The sequence below is a fragment of the Leptospira johnsonii genome, assembly GCF_003112675.1.
Lineage (GTDB): Bacteria > Spirochaetota > Leptospiria > Leptospirales > Leptospiraceae > Leptospira_B > Leptospira_B johnsonii.
This window is the reverse complement of sequence record NZ_BFAY01000012.1, coordinates 53890-69331: the sequence shown is the minus strand read 5'-3', so window position 1 is coordinate 69331 and position 15442 is coordinate 53890. Positions and strand designations below refer to the sequence as shown.

Genomic DNA, 15442 nt, shown 5'->3' with positions numbered 1-15442 from the left:
TCCCGTCCGAAATCGAAAGAATAAAGAGAGGAATTTAATCAAAAATAAAAATTAAAAAGTCAACTTCGGGACCGAAGCCAACACTATATTTCCATATAAGAAGAAGGGGGAGAGCATTCAAACTAATTCTTAAATTTTCAAAAATTTGCAGAAAAATCAGATCCAAATGTCGGACGTCCGACATTCCAAAGAAAGTCCAGGTACATGGTTGACACCATGCTTAATTTTAAACATTTTCCCTTCTATGCTATCCGCTCCGGAAGAATTTATATGGGGGAATCCAAATCCTAAAGAACTTAGGATATTGCTACCTCTTGCATTTCCGGAATGTTTAAGATTAATCGAAGGCCTGGCCGGACTAGCCGCTCTGGTCTCGGAATCGGATCCTTCTTCCTTGGAGGAGGCGGGTTCCTGGGGGTATGGAGAAGATGGATTCTTCTATCCTTTTCTGACCAAGGGCTCCCAGATCCGGAGCCGTTTGGAAGGAAGCAAATCCCCATTCTTCTTACCCAGATCAGGAGAAGTGGAACTGTTTCGAGAAGATTCCCTGGGATGTTTATTGTCCCCGGTTTTGCTAGATGGCAAAATGTTCGGATTCTTCCTGATAGAACTTCCGAACGAAGCGGAAGAAAGTCAAATTTTGCTCTTACATTTACTCTGCCAAAAGGTGGCGGGACTTTTAAAAAAAGGATCGGAACCTTCTGCCGTATATAGAACTTTCGAGGATATAGGGCCGGATCCTTTGGGGGAGTTGGTTTTCAGATTGGGGAATGGAAAAAATTCCCAACTCGAAAAATTCAAAGAATCCAGAAGTATCTGCATTTCCGGTCCGGCTTCTTCCGGAAAAAAAACCTTAGCAAAATGGATCCAAAAAAGGGAGTTCCCCGGCAGGCCGATTTTGACGGTTTCGATTCTCCCAGAGCAGGCGTCTAAGTTAGAAAAGGCGCTGATCGATTGGGAAAAAATGGCCGAGTCCGGAACATTAATTTTAGAAAATTCTGAAAACTATTCTTTGGCCCAACAAAGAATCTTATTCGAATATTCTCAGAGAAAGTCCGGAAAATCCCGTCTCATTTTCTTAGAGAACTCGGGCAAAAAACCCGCGGAAGAGTTTTTATATTTTCGTTCTCTTTTGGCCGAAAATAGGTTAGAATTACCGGCCTGGAAAGACTGGGCAAAATCGGATAAAATAGCGGCGGTTCAGCCGATTTTTCAAGAGGTCTGTGAATTGCATGGCCGTCCTGATTTGGCGCTTTCCGGGGACGCGATCGAGTCTTTGGTTGAGAATGCTTCCTGCCAAAATTTAGAGGATCTCCGGAACGCGATCGAAGAGGCAGTTTTAAATTCCGGTTCTGGAGAGATCCGAAATTCCGATCTTAAAAAAGAAGGTTCAAAAGGGATTTCGCTTCCAGATCCGGAAGACCTGGATTTGCGAAAAGCTGTGGAAGCCGTGGAGCGTCAAAAAATTCTTTTGGCGGATAAATTGTTCGGCGGCAACCAAATACGAATGGCAAAGGCCCTTGGAATTTCCCGAGGATCTCTGCAATACAAATTAAAAAACCTAGGTTTGGGCTAAAATTTTGGAATTAGATTCCTTATACGAAGAAAGAAAAACTCCGGCCGGATTTTTGGTAAAAGTCCGCCTAGGAAAAATGACGTACGTAGTTTTTACCTCCAAGGGACCGGAGGTTCCGAAAGGGGCCAGAAATCAGTCCATCGTAGTTCCGGTTCCTAGAATCGCATTTTTAGGGGAGGATTTTGACCTCTCCCATTTTAGGTTAGGGGAGCTGAGTTTTGTTAACGTAAAACAGGGAAAACTTGTTATCCCGTACCAACATTCTAGTTCCGGAAACGAGGTTCGGACCATCTTCCTAAATAGCGGTAGTGAATGCGATATTTTACCCGTAATTATCTACCACTACGAGCGGGTGGACAGCCTAACCAAAGCTAGAGAAGAAGGTGTGGAAATGCACCACCTAGTTTTGGACGAGGAGTTCCCACGCCAGGAATTGGTAGCCCTGAAAATCAGGTTTCCTTCCTTGAATATGCTCATCATCAAAAGAAAGGTGGCCCAAAAAATCGGGGCAGTGGGGGAAAAGCCGTCGCCTGGAAAAGAGGAGCTGGAGAAAAGTTTAAGAGAAGAGTCCAGCATTGTAGATTTCAATAAGGTACGAGCTACGGATTTATTGGAGAAGGGAAACCTGAACATGCACTCCAAAAATCCGGTCTTCCTCGCTAGGATCCATCTCCGAAAAATGGAGCTGGAAAAAGTAAAACAGTTACTTTTGGAATTCACATTGAAGTCGGAAGAAGTCGCATTCATCCGCACCTTCTTGGATGTGATGATCAGAAACGATGACAATAAGGAAGAGCTGAAAGGCTGGGCGCCAAAATTAAAAAATTTGGACGAAGGATTCCGGCTCGCCGGCTTAATTTTGGAGACCAAGGAAAAAGAATTCGAAGCGGAACTAGACAAAGGTTTCTCTAAAGATATCGCGAGTATGGTCTACGCACTTTTGGAAAAAGAACAGGACAGAGCAGAGAACAAAGAGCAGGAAATTGTGCTCTGGGAATGGAAGCTCCGGGCCAAGAGACTATTCCGAAAGACCGCCTAAAATCCTAGAAATACTGTAAAAAAAGCTTCCATTTCCCTCAAAAATGGTTAAAAATGGGCTATACTGTCATGTTTTTTCGAATGAGACATAATTTTTTGGCACAGTTCTTGCTTATTGCCTCCTTGGCTTTGGGCTCGAGTTCTGCCTTTGCAAAAGAGAGTTCTAGTTCAGAATTTTCTTCTCAAATGATTGTCGAATCGGAAGAATCGATTTCGGAAGAACTAAAATCCATCTACCAAGAAGAAGTGGCTCAAGTGCTCGCCGAAGGAATTTCTTATTCTGAAGAAGAAAGATTGTCCGACTTTCCTGATCTAGATTCTCTTCTTGCGGATGAAGTAGTTCCTACCAGAGTCGAAAAAATTTCGAAAGACCAAAAAGTGGAGAAGTGGAAATCTTCTAACTCCAAACTTGGAATTCAGAATCGAAATATGGCTTCCGAAATTCTTTCGGAGTCTTTGATCCTTTCTCAAAATTGTGTGCTTGGTCTAAATGTTTTATTACCTGATTTGAAACCGGGGCAGGTTGGTCTGGAGTTCCTACCAAGGTCCCAAGCCCAAGGTAGAACCGGCGGGGATGAGACAACTTCAGTCGAAGGAGATTCTTATACCAATTTTCTGTCTGGATGTCCTCGAGTATTCTCTCTATATTTAAGTGGGAAAGGTCCTGCTACTGAGTCGGCATGTTTCATGGAAAATCAAGGAAATCTGCACTTATGGTCTGGAGTTCCTACCACCGAAGGTCGCTATTTCGGGAAAACTGGGGAGAAAGCATTGGGATCTGGATTCGGTCCGGAAGTTCACCAAATACGGGGCATTGCCAGGGCTTCTGAGAAATCCTACAAATACTGGACCTTCTCCGGTGCCAGCGAAAAGCCAGGGTTGGCTCGCTCCAGACACAAAACGGTAGTTACAGAATTCTCTGCAGAGAAAGTTGCTGCCCTGATCCCAGGCCAAGAACTGCAATCATCACTCAAAAAGGTACCCTCTAAGGTCGGACAAGACTCACACAAATTTTCTTCTGGTCGTCCGACCCCAGAAATTCTAACTTAACAAATATGGCCGTGAAGATCAAACGAACCTCTTTTCAGAGGCTTCTGAATGCGATGAAGAAAGTCACTAGCGAGGTGAACGATCACGAAATTCTTCGCAGACTAGAAACGCTCATGGTCACCAGCAAAGAAGATTTGAACCAAGCAGTGGTTCGGTCTCTTTTAGAAAATCCTTTGGACTTCGATCCTAAATCTGTGCCTGAGCCCTACGCTCAGTACGTTAGACATTTCGTATATATGGTGAAACGAAATAAGAAAATGGGATTGGATGTGAACTTCGACTCAAGCGCGATCGATTCAAAAAAGGATAAAAAGAAGTTAACTGCTCCTAAAAAATCCGTCCCAGCCAAAAAACAAACCCCCGCTCGCAAAAGAGCGTAAATCTCAAAAACTTCCCTGTGCCGCGCACAGGGGCAAAATCCAATTTCCATAGAACGGCAGTAATTGCTATTAAGCGCCCGCATATGGGCGGATGTTTGCATAAAAGGGCAGTTTCTGCTCAAAATCCGACTCTTGACGCCTGATCCGCGGCGCATACATAAGTGCCTAATCATAGGCAAAAAAACAGGGTATCCGCCAAGGCTGAATAGGGCGGAATTTAGGGCGGCCCGCATGGGCAAAATGACGAAAAAAGAAGGTTTTCAGAAGAGAGAAGGGGACCGGTCCCATTTTGCATTCCAGAATCCTGTGTCGATAGGTATACTCAAAAAGTCGGTGCATTGACGCCGGTTCGGATATCCAGCAACGGCTTGGCATTGCCCAAAAACGAGCATTTATAAGGGCCGAAGGGGGTGCTGTTCCGTTTGAAAAATAGGCTCTGGATCGAAAAGGATTGTTCTTGGGGAGGCTTTTAGAGGGCTTTGCGAATAGGCTTTTCTGTAGATTGGAGTTCAAATATAGCGCCTCAGCGCTCCTTCTGCAAGGGATCTTCTTCTTTGCGGGACACCGTTACTGCCTATTCTACCCAAAACTGCCCTCTTCCGGGCGGGCATTCAAGGAGCTCCTGCCACCTTCAGCCTAGCGAGGAATGCCGGAAGGGATGGCTCAAAACCGGCCTCTTTTTGCCTTCACTAAAGTCGTAGTAGCGGGTGTATTCCTGCCATAAGGTCATGTGTATCAAATTAACACCCCCATGAGGTTTTGGCAGGCCTAATATAGCTTTCTTCTTGCGAAAGGAAGGCGTTTGGTAGATCCTCTTCCAATGGCCGAAGTAATCAAATTGAGGGTAAAATGCCATGCCTGCTCAAATTTAATCGAAGGTTCCGCTAAGTATGGTGGCGGACACTATGTCCCAGAGGGCGTAAACTTTGAATTTGTGGCCATCGGGAAGGTGGAAACTCCTAAAGGCCGCCGTGTTAAGGCAGAAATCACGGCAGACTGTCCCAATTGTGGAGTACGGTGTAAGTGGACTATTTAAAATGGATTTATATCGGGCTAGTATATGATTAAAAACAATCTATTTTATGCCCAGTATCATGCGAATTTGTTCTATTTAGGATATTGCTTAAAATTAGGTTAATGAATTTCGCTACTCCTCTATTCTTAATCTTTTTCTTGCTTATATTTGGGCTAAGATGGGTCCTTCCTAAGTTTAAGTTTCTTCCCGAATGGATACCAAAACCTTTTTTATTGGCTGCTAGCTATTTCTTCTATATGTCCTGGAATCCCAAGTTTGGACTTCTTCTTTTCGGGACTACGATCTTGGATTATTGGATCGGAAGAACAATGGATAAAAGTGAAGGAAGGGCTCGGGCAATTCTACTTTCTGTATCTTTGGTTTTGAATCTAGGGGTTTTGGGATTTTTTAAATATTTCATTTTCTTTATGCAGTCCGGAAATGCCGTATTATCGGCATTTGGCCTAAATTCAAGTCTTCCTGTATGGCGCATTGTGTTACCCGTTGGGATCTCTTTTTACACTTTTCAGTCCCTGAGTTACACAATTGATGTATTTCGAAGAGAAATTTTGCCTGAAAGGAGTTTTTGGAACTACGCACTCTTTCTCTCCTTCTTTCCTCAATTGGTTGCGGGGCCTATCGTTCCAGCTCGGACTTTTTTGCCTCAGCTCAGGTCTTGGGTGGTTTGGAAGGAACTCCCGCTCAGAGAAGGACTCGTCTTAGTTTTGATTGGTGTTTGGAAGAAGGTTGTGATAGCAGATCAGCTTTCGATCTTACCGGATTCTTTCTATCGATCTCCATTGGAGTTTTCGAGTGCCTATGCCTGGGCGGCTGTTTTTGCATATTCTCTTCAGATCTATTGCGATTTTAGCGGATACACAGATATTGCTTTGGGATGTGCTCTTCTTTTGGGTTTTAGGCTGACTGAAAATTTTAGGATGCCTTATCTAGCTTCCGGGTTTTCCGATTTTTGGAGAAGATGGCATATCTCTCTTTCTTCTTGGCTTCGGAATTATTTGTACATTCCTTTGGGTGGGAATCGTAAGTCTGATCTTCGGACTTATGTGAATCTGTTTTTAACAATGCTTTTGGGCGGTCTTTGGCATGGGGCCAGTTGGAATTTTGTGGTCTGGGGAGGGTTTCACGGGTTATTTTTAGGCTTGGAAAGAATGGGGAAAAAATTTTGGCCCGGTTTCTTTTCCGCCGAAAACGGCCCTGGAATTTTAGGAAAATTTTCCTATAGGATTTTTGTGCTCTTGGCTGTAGTTCTTTGTTGGGTATTTTTCAGATCTCCTAACTGGAAGACCACAGGGATCGTTTTCGAAAAACTTTTCGGTTTTTCGGCTGGAGCGGATCCGGCACTTTCTTATTTGCGTATTTTGTTTATTGGGTTCTTCTTATTTTTTGCGGCTACCTGGATTGGGAATCGAGATGAGAAAGATGGAAGCTTTCGTAAATTTTATGAAGGTTTACATCCGGCATTGTTCGGAATTCTGGTCGGGATTGGGCTTTTGTTTGCAGTTGTATTCTCTTCCGAGTCACAACCGTTTATTTATTTTGTTTTTTGAACCGGTCTTTGCAGATAATCTCTGATCTTTGCGTTATCTTCATAGATCCAAATTTTTCCGTTCCCCGACTCACAATCTAAGACACGACTAGGTTCTCCGTAAAACGATTTGATCCTGGATTCTCCGAGACCTTCTGGTAATACTGCGATTGGACCTTCCGGTGGAAATAGAAACCATTCTTTATTGGAAACTGAATAAGATCCTTCTAATGTGCTGAAATCTATCGGGTAAGCCAGGATTCTTTTTTCGGAATATGTTAGTATTCTTCTGGCTTTTCGCGGCTCTGAAAGTACGAAAACGAATGAATCTTTTTCTTTCCATTCATCCACGCAAACTGTTTCAGGCGGTCGGATGGATTCTCTCGGATCTCTGAATAGTGCCCCTTCTTCTCCAAATGCCGCGAATACACCGAGTCCGAAAATCAGTCCTAAAAATGCGAAATTTCTGGAATGGCTCAGATAGTTTTGATTTTTGATAGAAGGTAAAATCCCGAAAAGTACTGGAACCATTACGATTGCAGGAAGGCTGTATTTGAGCGAATTTTGGCCGGAATAGAGCCCAAGTAAGGGTGGTAAAAAGCAAAGACTAAGCTGGAAATATCCTAAAAATCCGTAACTATGCCCGGATTCTTTTCCTTTTCTTAGACATAGGATCCCGCCCAGGATTGCAAATGCGAGAAAGATCCCTGAAAGTTTTAAACTCAGGATTGCGGCGAAAAGATCACCCCACCAATGTGAGATCGACTCGAGAGTGGATAATTTGTTGGGTGAGTTGATCGTTAAAAATATTTTCATCAACGAATGAAGTCCGAGTCCGATCAACCCTGTGGCGAAAAATCGAATGGAGATCAACGGGAAAGAAGTTCCCCAACGACCGTACCTTCTCGCCCAAGATAGCATGGTGGGCAGATACAATTCTAAAATTAAGATCCTGTCCGAAACTGTAAGTAAGGCAAGTAAGGGAAAGACGGAATATTTTGGGACCTTCTCCCTTTTTAAATAAGGCCAGATCCAGAGTGTTGTGAGAAACGCGCTGATATGTACGGATGGGAAATATAAAAAATACAATAATGGAAATTTTTCAGCGATCAAGAATAGAGAAGAAAGTGTGAGTAAGCTGAATACATAACTTTGGGGCCTGGGCATTTTTGGCTCCATCGCCCGGATAAATTTTCCTAATAGGTATGCGAGTAGAGAGGTTTGGAAGATGGCGTAGAGTGTTAATGTCCTGAAGACATTCTCCGTTATATAGCCGAATATAAAAACTATAGGTAGGTCCGGAAAAAAATAAGGTGTGGGAGCAAAGGACCAGGTCCTTAATGAGCCTCCATCCCTAAGCACGTCGATCAACACGGAAGGAAGATACAGAGCTTCTATGTTCCAGAAAATTTCTTTAGGTGCAGTAAATAGGGAGAATATAAGTGAGGCTAGGAAAATAATTATCGAAGTCCAGAGCCAAACCACTTGGGAATCCTGGCCAATGCCTCATCCTAGGTAAAGTAGAAAATGCAACAATTTCTGGACAAAGAGGCAATTACTTTCAGTTTATGCAGCTGTGTCCCGTTCCAAGTTAACGATTATATTTTCGGTTGCGATCTCCGTAATTTTTTTGGACTTCTTCTTGTTCCGATATGCGTTTTGGCTCTTGCCTAACGAATCTTCCTGGGGCGCGGATTACTTTTATAATTTTTTACACGAGTTTAAAACTTTCGAAAAAATTTCGAAGCAGAAATTCCGCGTTTTAGTAATAGGTTCCAGCGTTACAGGCTATTCTATTAATCCTAAAGACCTAGAGGAAGAACTTCGTAAGGTCACAGGGAAAGATCTGGATATAATCTTTCTATCTTATGCAGGTATGCCGCCTATGGATGCGTACTTAATGAGGGAACAATTCCTAAGTTTATCTCCGGATCTTGTGGTGTATCCAGTGAACTTTGTGGATTGGAGATTGTATAGGGCCTATGTTCTGGATCCTAAGAATGGCAAGAACGAAACCGCAGAAGAATCCAAGCTGATCCTGGACGCTTTGGACTTCCGTGACGCCCCCCAATCTAAGATCATTTTTCCTTGGGAAAGTCTTTTGGAGTTTTGGGATTTGATCGGATTAGAGAAAAGTGCGGAATATCTGGCTGCTTCTATCTTTGGTTCTTATCGTTATAAGGAAATTTATTGGAAAATTTCTTCTTCTCTTTATGAGCATCGTTTCGGTAGGAACACCAGCTTTAGAGAATACAATGGTGTCGACATTCCGGAAAAAGTGACCTTTAGAGGTTGGACAGGGAAAGTTTTTTCTTTTCAGCCAAAACCGTATATGACCCACAAAGGTTTTTATATCCAGGTGGTAGAAGAAGTCCTGAAGGATGGGAAGCTGATCCTGAATTTAGAAAATTCTTCCCATTCCGTTCAACAGACCATGGAGTTTACGAGTCCCGGTTGGAAAAAAATTCTTCTGGATCCTAGGTTTTTGGAACAAGAGGAGAAGGATAACTGGATCCGGGTGGAGCTTTCCAATACTTGGATCCCTTATTTTGCGGGACCGGAACATAAGGACTGGGCTCGGGATGTTCTGGGCGTAAGGCTACAGCAGATCTTTGGGAAGGAAGATGATCTTTCACTTTTGGATCGAAGACCGGTGCGAGAAGAAAGGTTGGAAGACCTACGTTATCTAGGGATGTCCGACAAGGAATATGAAGAATACTTTTACTTTCGCCTTTTGACAGACCTAAAAAAAAGACCGGGATTACAGTACATTCAGGTGTTAGCGGACTCTAAGAAGAAGATCGCAAAGGAAAAGTTCAGGCCCATTCTTCATTTTCGTTACATGAAGAAGCTCATTTCTTTTTTCAAAGAGAAGGATCTGCCATTTCTCTTAATAAACAATCCTGAAAACCCGGTCAGTCTTTCCTGGTATGGGGATTCGGAATGGTATAGAGAGCATTTGTCTTATCTGGGTGAGATCAGCGGCGGCGGGGACAATTTTGTGGATCTAGGTCGGGCACTGCCTTCGACTGATTTTTGGGACTTCCATCATCTTACGTATGCAGGAACTCAAAAGATGAATTCTAAGTATGCAGCGCTCATATCAAAATTTGTCGAATGACAGTCCATGGTCTCGGAAAAAAATAGAAAAAAACAATGAAATGCGGACTTTAAGTTCGCGAGCGGTCAATAAGTTCTATGAGCAAAATTAACGTAGCTGTTTTGGGAGCAACAGGCTCCGTCGGGCAAAGGTTCATCCAACTTTTGGAAAACCATCCTTATTTTCAGGTAACCCATCTATGCGCATCCGAGAATAGCGCAGGCAAAACGTATGCTGATGTTATGAAGAAGCGTTGGAAGATCTCCGGCGATATCCCTAAATACGCTCGTGACATAATTATCACACTACCGGACCCTAAGATCACCCAAGGTGTTAAATTGGCTTTTTCCGGTTTGGACGCTTCTATTGCGGGAGAAGTGGAAACTTCTTTTGCCGAGGCAGGTATCAATATTATTTCCAATTCTAAAAATCATAGAATGGTGGAGAACGTTCCTCTTCTTTCTGCGGAAGTGAACGCTAACCATTTGGATGTGATCTCCGGCCAAAAAACTCCAGGAAAGATCGTGACTAACTCCAATTGTACGATCATGGGAGTGACCATCTCTCTCAAACCTCTATACGAAAAATTCGGTATAGAGTCCGTTATGTTATTTTCTATGCAGGCAATCTCCGGAGCAGGTTATCCAGGAGTTCCTACCATGGATATTTTGGGCAACGTGGTCCCTTTTATCGGCGGAGAAGAAGATAAGGCGGAGATTGAACCTCTGAAATGTCTGGGAAGAACTGAAGGCGGCAAGATCATAAACGCGGATTTTAAAATTTCCGCTCATTGCAATCGGGTCCCGGTTTTTGACGGGCATACAGTTTGTGTTTCCGTAAAATTCAAGAAGAAGCCTACCGAATCCGAAATTTTAGAAGCCTGGTCTTCATTTAAAGGCGAGCCTCAAGAATTAAAGTTGCCTCTCGCTCCGGATTTTCCGATTCTTTATCGTCAAGAAGAAGACAGACCCCAGCCTCGTCTAGACCTGGAAACAGGGAGAGGTATGACTACCGTAGTGGGAAGGCTTAGACCAGATCCGATTTTAGATTGGAAATATGTTGTCCTAAGTCATAATACGGTCCGTGGGGCTGCCGGTGCCGCGATTTTAAACGCGGAATTGATGTATCGGAAAAACCTACTCTAGTCGAAGAGGATGACTCATGCTGGATCCCCAATCTCCGGAACTCAAGGTAGCGGATTATAACTCGGCCTTACAGTTAACCCAAGCCTTAGAGGCAAGAGGGGATTTCCAGTACAAGGGAATTCATAAACTAGTACTGATCATTGGCGACTGGACTGAAAAGTTCGTAGCGAATAAAATTCTTCCCAGCGCGGAGCAGCTTGCAAGAGAGCTAACCTTGGATAAGGAAAGGGTAAACGCTTATCTAAAAGAGATGAGCGCTCGCCAGAATCCTCCTATCATAAAAAAGATCTGCATGGTGGATTATAATCCTACCGGAGATTCTTCTGATGGAAGGATCGCTTCTTTTTTAAGATTGATCACTGTTTTTGCCAGGCCTTCACAAACGGATGCGGGTTCTAGTCACAGATATGTAGACGGAGTGAACCAGACTTCTTTCAGTTCCATCCAAAGATGGGTGAAAGAGAAGAGACAATTTCCGGGGAAAGAAAGTTTCCAGAAATGGATCTATGATTGTATAGATAATAATAAATTAAGCGAGACCTATGCTTCTTCCGAGATTGGGAATTTGTTCCAGGACAATTTTGACGTTACTCCTGTTCTTAAGCAAACCACGATCAATATCCATTTAAAGCCGGTGCTCAAAAAACTGGTGGATTCCCGAATTCTGTATTTTTATAGAAATGAGAATGCGTTGAGTCCCGGCAACCGCTCCGTTTTTTACTATAATGTTCAGGATGAGATCATTGCAAGACTGGATGCATATAAAAAATATCTGAACGAAAGGATTATCCCGGAATTGCAGAGGATCGGTGTGCTTGGCAATTTTTCGGAACAAGATCTTCAGAACACTCGCTCTATTGCAGGACAAGTCCTTCCTTTTTTAAGCCCGGCTTACGGTGACCAAAAAACCGCAGTTGAGGAACTTCTTTCTCTGATCCATTTTGAAGAAGAGGAGAAGGAGAAAAAGGAAAAAGAAGAAAAGAAGGCCAAACTTTCCGAGTTACTGGACTATATTAAATCCGCGAATCGATTGGTGGATCTGAATTATCTTCGTTTCCGCGGAGAGCCTATTGAAGAAGAAGTCAAAAATCTGATCATCAATCATGATATGATCTTGAACTCTGATTTTGCGGATAAGAAGGGTCTTTATGTTTTTGTTCTTCATAAAGATTGTATCTCCGGAGCAGTCGAGACTGCCAAAAGGGTTTTTACCGCTACGGGGAACGATAGCGAGATCCGTGTTTTAGCAAAAATGAATATTCGGGACATGATGGAGTCCAAAGAGGCGAGTTCTCAATTTGAGAAATTGGAATATTCTTCTCTGTTTAAATATCTTCCTTTTATCACCAGATTTTTCAGATCTCTTTTCGGGAATAATGTAGTTCATAGATTCGAAGCAGAAGAGATCCGAGCAAGACTTGCTGCAGAGCAGAACAAAAAGATCTTAGAAGCGAGGACCAAAGTTGCTCAGGAAGAAAAGGTAAGACTTGCCGAGAGACGAGTAAAAGACAGAGAAGCAGCCGAATCGACCGCAAAGGCGAGAGCTGTGGCAGCGGTTGCAAATTCGGAATCGAGCGCTCCTGCAAAAAGTTCCGGATTAAGCTCCGAGCAAGAGGCAGAGGTCAAACGAAATCTTTCGGCGGTTCTGGACATTCTGGACCATGCTTGGAGTCATGATGAGCTCCCTGACAGGGAATATCTCTTACAAGGTTTAGGTGGGGATATGGACGAAAATACTCTGATCAACTTTCTGAAAAAGAATGCAAAAAAGGAAATCCATTCCTTTATGGTTAGAAATCAGGAAGAGCAGTATTCTTTTCCGATCCTTATCTCGAGAAGGTTCCTAAAAAAGAACGGAAAAGCCCTGCTGGATAAGGCGAAGAGGATCGTAGACGAGCAGAAAAATGCGGGCATGCCGGAACAGGACAAGTTCGATTTTTATATTTCTTTCGAAGATTTTCTGAATAGAACCCTTCCTAAAATCTGAGCTCGGATCATTAGGGCAATTTTAATAAAACCGAATATACATGAAAAATGAATTAGTTAATTTCAGAAAAACTAAAATTATCTGCACGATCGGCCCTGCGACCTCCGACAAAAAAATGATCCAATCTCTTGCCGAAGCAGGGATGAATATCGCCAGATTGAACATGTCCCACGGAAATCACGACTTTCATAGATCCGTGATCCGTGCTATTAAGTCTTTGAACAAAGACGTACTAAAACATCCGATCGCTATTTTATTGGATACACAAGGTCCAGAGATCCGCACAGGGGATCTGCAAGTGGATCATTTGGATCTCAAAGTGGGAGAATCTTTTACCTTCCATATCATTCCGGGAGAAGAATCCGAGGAACAATCCGTTTTCGTAAATTATCGGGATATCGTAAAAGACCTAAAGATCGGAGATAGGGTTACCGTAGATAACGGATTGATCAATCTTGTTGTTGAAGAGATCCAAGAAACCGCTCTGAAATGTAAAGTAGTAGACGGTGGTAAATTAGGTTCTCGTAAACATATCAATCTTCCAGGGATCCGCGTAAACTTACCTTCTATAACTCAAAAAGACCAAAAGGATATTCTTTTCGGTTTGGAAGAGGATGTAGATTTTATTGCACTTTCATTCGTTCGTTCTGCGGAAGATATCCATCAACTTCGTAAGATCATAGAAGAAAATAATGGCCATACTGATATCATTGCTAAGATAGAAGACCAAGAAGCAGTGAAAAATATGGTCGAGATCGTGGATGCTGCTGACGGCGTAATGGTTGCAAGGGGAGACCTTGGAGTAGAGCTTCCGATTGAGGAACTTCCTTTGATACAACGCGCTATTATTCGAGAATGTGCGATTAAGGGCAAAAGAGTGATTGTCGCAACCCACCTTTTGGAATCTATGATCAATAATCCTTCGCCTACTCGTGCGGAAGTTACAGACGTTGCGAACGCAGTTTTTGAAGAAGCAGACGCAATTATGTTATCCGGTGAAACTGCTGCAGGAAAATTTCCGGTTCGTTGTGTGGACATGCTTCACAAGATCTCGGAAAGAGTGGAGAAGGCGCCGGGACTTGGCTATGTTTTGGAAAGAGTTCCTTCCAACAAGAAGGAAGAAATGGCGAGATCGGCGGCTATGCTTTCCGATTCCATCAAATCACCGGCAATTATCGTGATTACCAGGAGAGGAACAACTGCTCTGAATGTGGCTTCCTTCCATCCTAGGTTTCCACTCATCTATGCTTTTACCAATATGACTACTGTCAGACGCAAACTTTGGTTAACCCGAAGTGTGATTCCGTACCGAATCGATTTTTCCAGTGACCCTGAGAAGACGATAAAATTGGCGATTGAGACCTTGAAGTCGAGTGGTCGAGTGAAGGACGGGGACCAGGTAGTGATTTTGTCGGATATTATTGCTGGTGCAGACCGGGTGGAGACGATCCAGATCCGAGAGGTGAAGTAAAGGGTGGTAGGAACTCCAGCTACTCTGAAGTATCCTCGACCTCTTGGTTTAGCAATTTTAGAACCCAATCTTGAAGTCCCAGGCTTTGGAAGGCCTCAATGATCATTCCAGTGTAACTAATGGAGGATTGTAGTCTTTCAAAACTCAGTCGAACCTGCAATTTTTTGATCTGCAGGTAGAGTTGGAGTTCTTCTTTACTCATTTTGGAAGGGTCTTTCCAGGGAGTGTAGTCTTCTCCCGCGAGAGGATTCAGGGAGAAGATGCGGGCTTCCTTGGTCTTTGTCTTATTCATGGGCGGGAGTTCCTTCCACTCTTATGCTTTAAGTTTCCGAATAAGAGCAAAAACACCAATTAAAGAAATAAAAAGGCAGAGCCCTCCAGTTCCTAACGCTGCAGGTAAGGGATCTCCTTCAAATTGCCTCTGCAAAAAAAGGAAAAAAGCGGCTAGAAAAAATAATACGCTTAAACTTATAAAGAAAAGAGCAATTCGGAAGAATATATAGGCCTGGATGCCTAATACAATCTTTTCAGTTGCGATTTTTTTTGCGTAGAGAAGAAGAGTTTCGAAATATTCTGCGATGGAATTAATGAAAGCGAGCAGGTGTTCCTTCAATTCGAAACTTGAAAATGAAGTCCCCTCCTGCTTTTCGCCATTTTCGTAAGGAATTTCTTCTGAATCCGTTGTTTTAGCGGCCAATTGATACTTTCCGACTTATTTTCTTCGACCGATAAGCATTCCAATAATTACGCCTATCCCGACTCCAACTCCTAAGCCGATCAAAGTTGCTTTTTGCGGGTTTTCTTTGATATAAGTTCCCGTTTGATCGATGATTTGTTTGGCCTTTTCGCTAGTCTCACCAGTAACTTGTTTTAATTTTTCCTTTAGATCGGATACGTGTTCCAAGTATTCCTCCCGGGCCTTACCTGTAATTTGTTTGGCCTTATCTTTTAAAATTTGGAGTTCTTCGCTTAGATTATCACCTTTAGACATAAGAACGCCCTCCAGATACTTTTATGTTAGTATAGCTCATCAATTTCAAGAATTTTACATCTTGAAATCATTCAATCGTAAAAATTAAGGACTTTAAATTTGACCGTAGGGATAAATAAGTCGATATATTAGGTCTAACCGGC

14 protein-coding genes are annotated in these 15442 nt (G+C 42.9%); 10 read left to right on the top strand and 4 right to left on the bottom strand.

The features are described from left to right. Positions 1–166 precede the first annotated feature (166 nt). From LPTSP_RS17465 to LPTSP_RS17435, 6 genes are all read left to right on the top strand, one after another. Positions 167–1576, top strand: a complete 1410-nt coding sequence (locus LPTSP_RS17465; RefSeq protein ID WP_245915630.1) for a helix-turn-helix domain-containing protein — start codon at positions 167–169, stop codon at positions 1574–1576. A gap of 4 nt (positions 1577–1580) precedes the next feature. Beyond that, complete coding sequence (locus LPTSP_RS17460; RefSeq protein WP_108930030.1) at positions 1581–2615, top strand: hypothetical protein; 1035 nt, start codon at positions 1581–1583, stop codon at positions 2613–2615. A 185-nt stretch (positions 2616–2800) separates the two neighbouring features. Beyond that, complete coding sequence (locus LPTSP_RS17455; protein WP_245915629.1) at positions 2801–3664, top strand: hypothetical protein; 864 nt, start codon at positions 2801–2803, stop codon at positions 3662–3664. A gap of 5 nt (positions 3665–3669) precedes the next feature. Continuing rightward, the gene (locus LPTSP_RS17450; protein ID WP_167396469.1) at positions 3670–4044 is read left to right on the top strand and encodes a phosphatidylinositol phospholipase; all 375 of its coding nucleotides are present in this window, start codon (positions 3670–3672) and stop codon (positions 4042–4044) included. 820 nt (positions 4045–4864) lie between these two features. Further along, positions 4865–5080: a hypothetical protein gene (locus LPTSP_RS17440; protein WP_024864036.1), complete on the top strand. Its 216-nt coding sequence runs from the start codon at positions 4865–4867 to the stop codon at positions 5078–5080. A gap of 101 nt (positions 5081–5181) precedes the next feature. Continuing rightward, the gene (locus LPTSP_RS17435; protein ID WP_108930027.1) at positions 5182–6627 is read left to right on the top strand and encodes an MBOAT family O-acyltransferase; all 1446 of its coding nucleotides are present in this window, start codon (positions 5182–5184) and stop codon (positions 6625–6627) included. Here the strand turns inward: LPTSP_RS17435 and LPTSP_RS17430 are convergent. Beyond that, complete coding sequence (locus tag LPTSP_RS17430) at positions 6612–8090, bottom strand: hypothetical protein (RefSeq protein ID WP_167396468.1); 1479 nt, start codon at positions 8088–8090, stop codon at positions 6612–6614. The two genes, LPTSP_RS17435 and LPTSP_RS17430, sit on opposite strands and share 16 nt — an antisense overlap. A gap of 91 nt (positions 8091–8181) precedes the next feature. Here LPTSP_RS17430 and LPTSP_RS17425 point away from each other — a divergent pair, with 91 nt between their 5' ends. The 4 genes from LPTSP_RS17425 to pyk all read left to right on the top strand — a co-directional run bounded on the left by LPTSP_RS17425 (position 8182) and on the right by pyk (position 14308). Next, on the top strand, positions 8182–9726 hold the full coding sequence (locus tag LPTSP_RS17425; protein WP_108930026.1) for a hypothetical protein: 1545 nt from the start codon (positions 8182–8184) through the stop codon (positions 9724–9726). A gap of 77 nt (positions 9727–9803) precedes the next feature. After that, positions 9804–10850: an aspartate-semialdehyde dehydrogenase gene (gene asd, locus LPTSP_RS17420; protein ID WP_108930025.1), complete on the top strand. Its 1047-nt coding sequence runs from the start codon at positions 9804–9806 to the stop codon at positions 10848–10850. Positions 10851–10866: 16 nt separating this feature from the next. Then, positions 10867–12837 (top strand): hypothetical protein, encoded by a 1971-nt coding sequence (locus LPTSP_RS17415; protein ID WP_108930024.1) that lies wholly within the window; start codon positions 10867–10869, stop codon positions 12835–12837. 40 nt (positions 12838–12877) lie between these two features. Next, entirely contained in the window at positions 12878–14308 is a 1431-nt protein-coding gene (pyk, locus tag LPTSP_RS17410; protein WP_108930023.1) for a pyruvate kinase, read from the top strand. Between the two features lie 19 nt (positions 14309–14327). Here pyk and LPTSP_RS17405 read toward each other — a convergent pair whose 3' ends face one another. From LPTSP_RS17405 to LPTSP_RS17395, 3 genes are read right to left on the bottom strand one after another with little or no spacing between them, the layout of a single operon-like run. Continuing rightward, positions 14328–14600 (bottom strand): hypothetical protein, encoded by a 273-nt coding sequence (locus LPTSP_RS17405; RefSeq protein WP_108930022.1) that lies wholly within the window; start codon positions 14598–14600, stop codon positions 14328–14330. A 21-nt stretch (positions 14601–14621) separates the two neighbouring features. Then, positions 14622–15005, bottom strand: coding sequence for an LBF_4227 family protein (locus LPTSP_RS19300; RefSeq protein WP_108930021.1), 384 nt, complete (start codon positions 15003–15005; stop codon positions 14622–14624). Between the two features lie 15 nt (positions 15006–15020). Next, the gene (locus LPTSP_RS17395; protein ID WP_100769225.1) at positions 15021–15299 is read right to left on the bottom strand and encodes a DUF883 family protein; all 279 of its coding nucleotides are present in this window, start codon (positions 15297–15299) and stop codon (positions 15021–15023) included. Positions 15300–15442 lie beyond the last annotated feature (143 nt).

Coding starts and splice junctions, on each gene's coding strand:
- LPTSP_RS17465 (WP_245915630.1), top strand. CDS start 167: ATGTCGGACGTCCGACATTCCAAAGAAAGTCCAGGTACATGGTTGACA.
- LPTSP_RS17455 (WP_245915629.1), top strand. CDS start 2,801: ATGATTGTCGAATCGGAAGAATCGATTTCGGAAGAACTAAAATCCATC.
- LPTSP_RS17450 (WP_167396469.1), top strand. CDS start 3,670: ATGGCCGTGAAGATCAAACGAACCTCTTTTCAGAGGCTTCTGAATGCG.
- LPTSP_RS17440 (WP_024864036.1), top strand. CDS start 4,865: ATGGCCGAAGTAATCAAATTGAGGGTAAAATGCCATGCCTGCTCAAAT.
- LPTSP_RS17435 (WP_108930027.1), top strand. CDS start 5,182: ATGAATTTCGCTACTCCTCTATTCTTAATCTTTTTCTTGCTTATATTT.
- asd (WP_108930025.1), top strand. CDS start 9,804: ATGAGCAAAATTAACGTAGCTGTTTTGGGAGCAACAGGCTCCGTCGGG.
- LPTSP_RS17415 (WP_108930024.1), top strand. CDS start 10,867: ATGCTGGATCCCCAATCTCCGGAACTCAAGGTAGCGGATTATAACTCG.
- pyk (WP_108930023.1), top strand. CDS start 12,878: ATGAAAAATGAATTAGTTAATTTCAGAAAAACTAAAATTATCTGCACG.
- LPTSP_RS17405 (WP_108930022.1), bottom strand. CDS start 14,600: ATGAATAAGACAAAGACCAAGGAAGCCCGCATCTTCTCCCTGAATCCT.
- LPTSP_RS17395 (WP_100769225.1), bottom strand. CDS start 15,299: ATGTCTAAAGGTGATAATCTAAGCGAAGAACTCCAAATTTTAAAAGAT.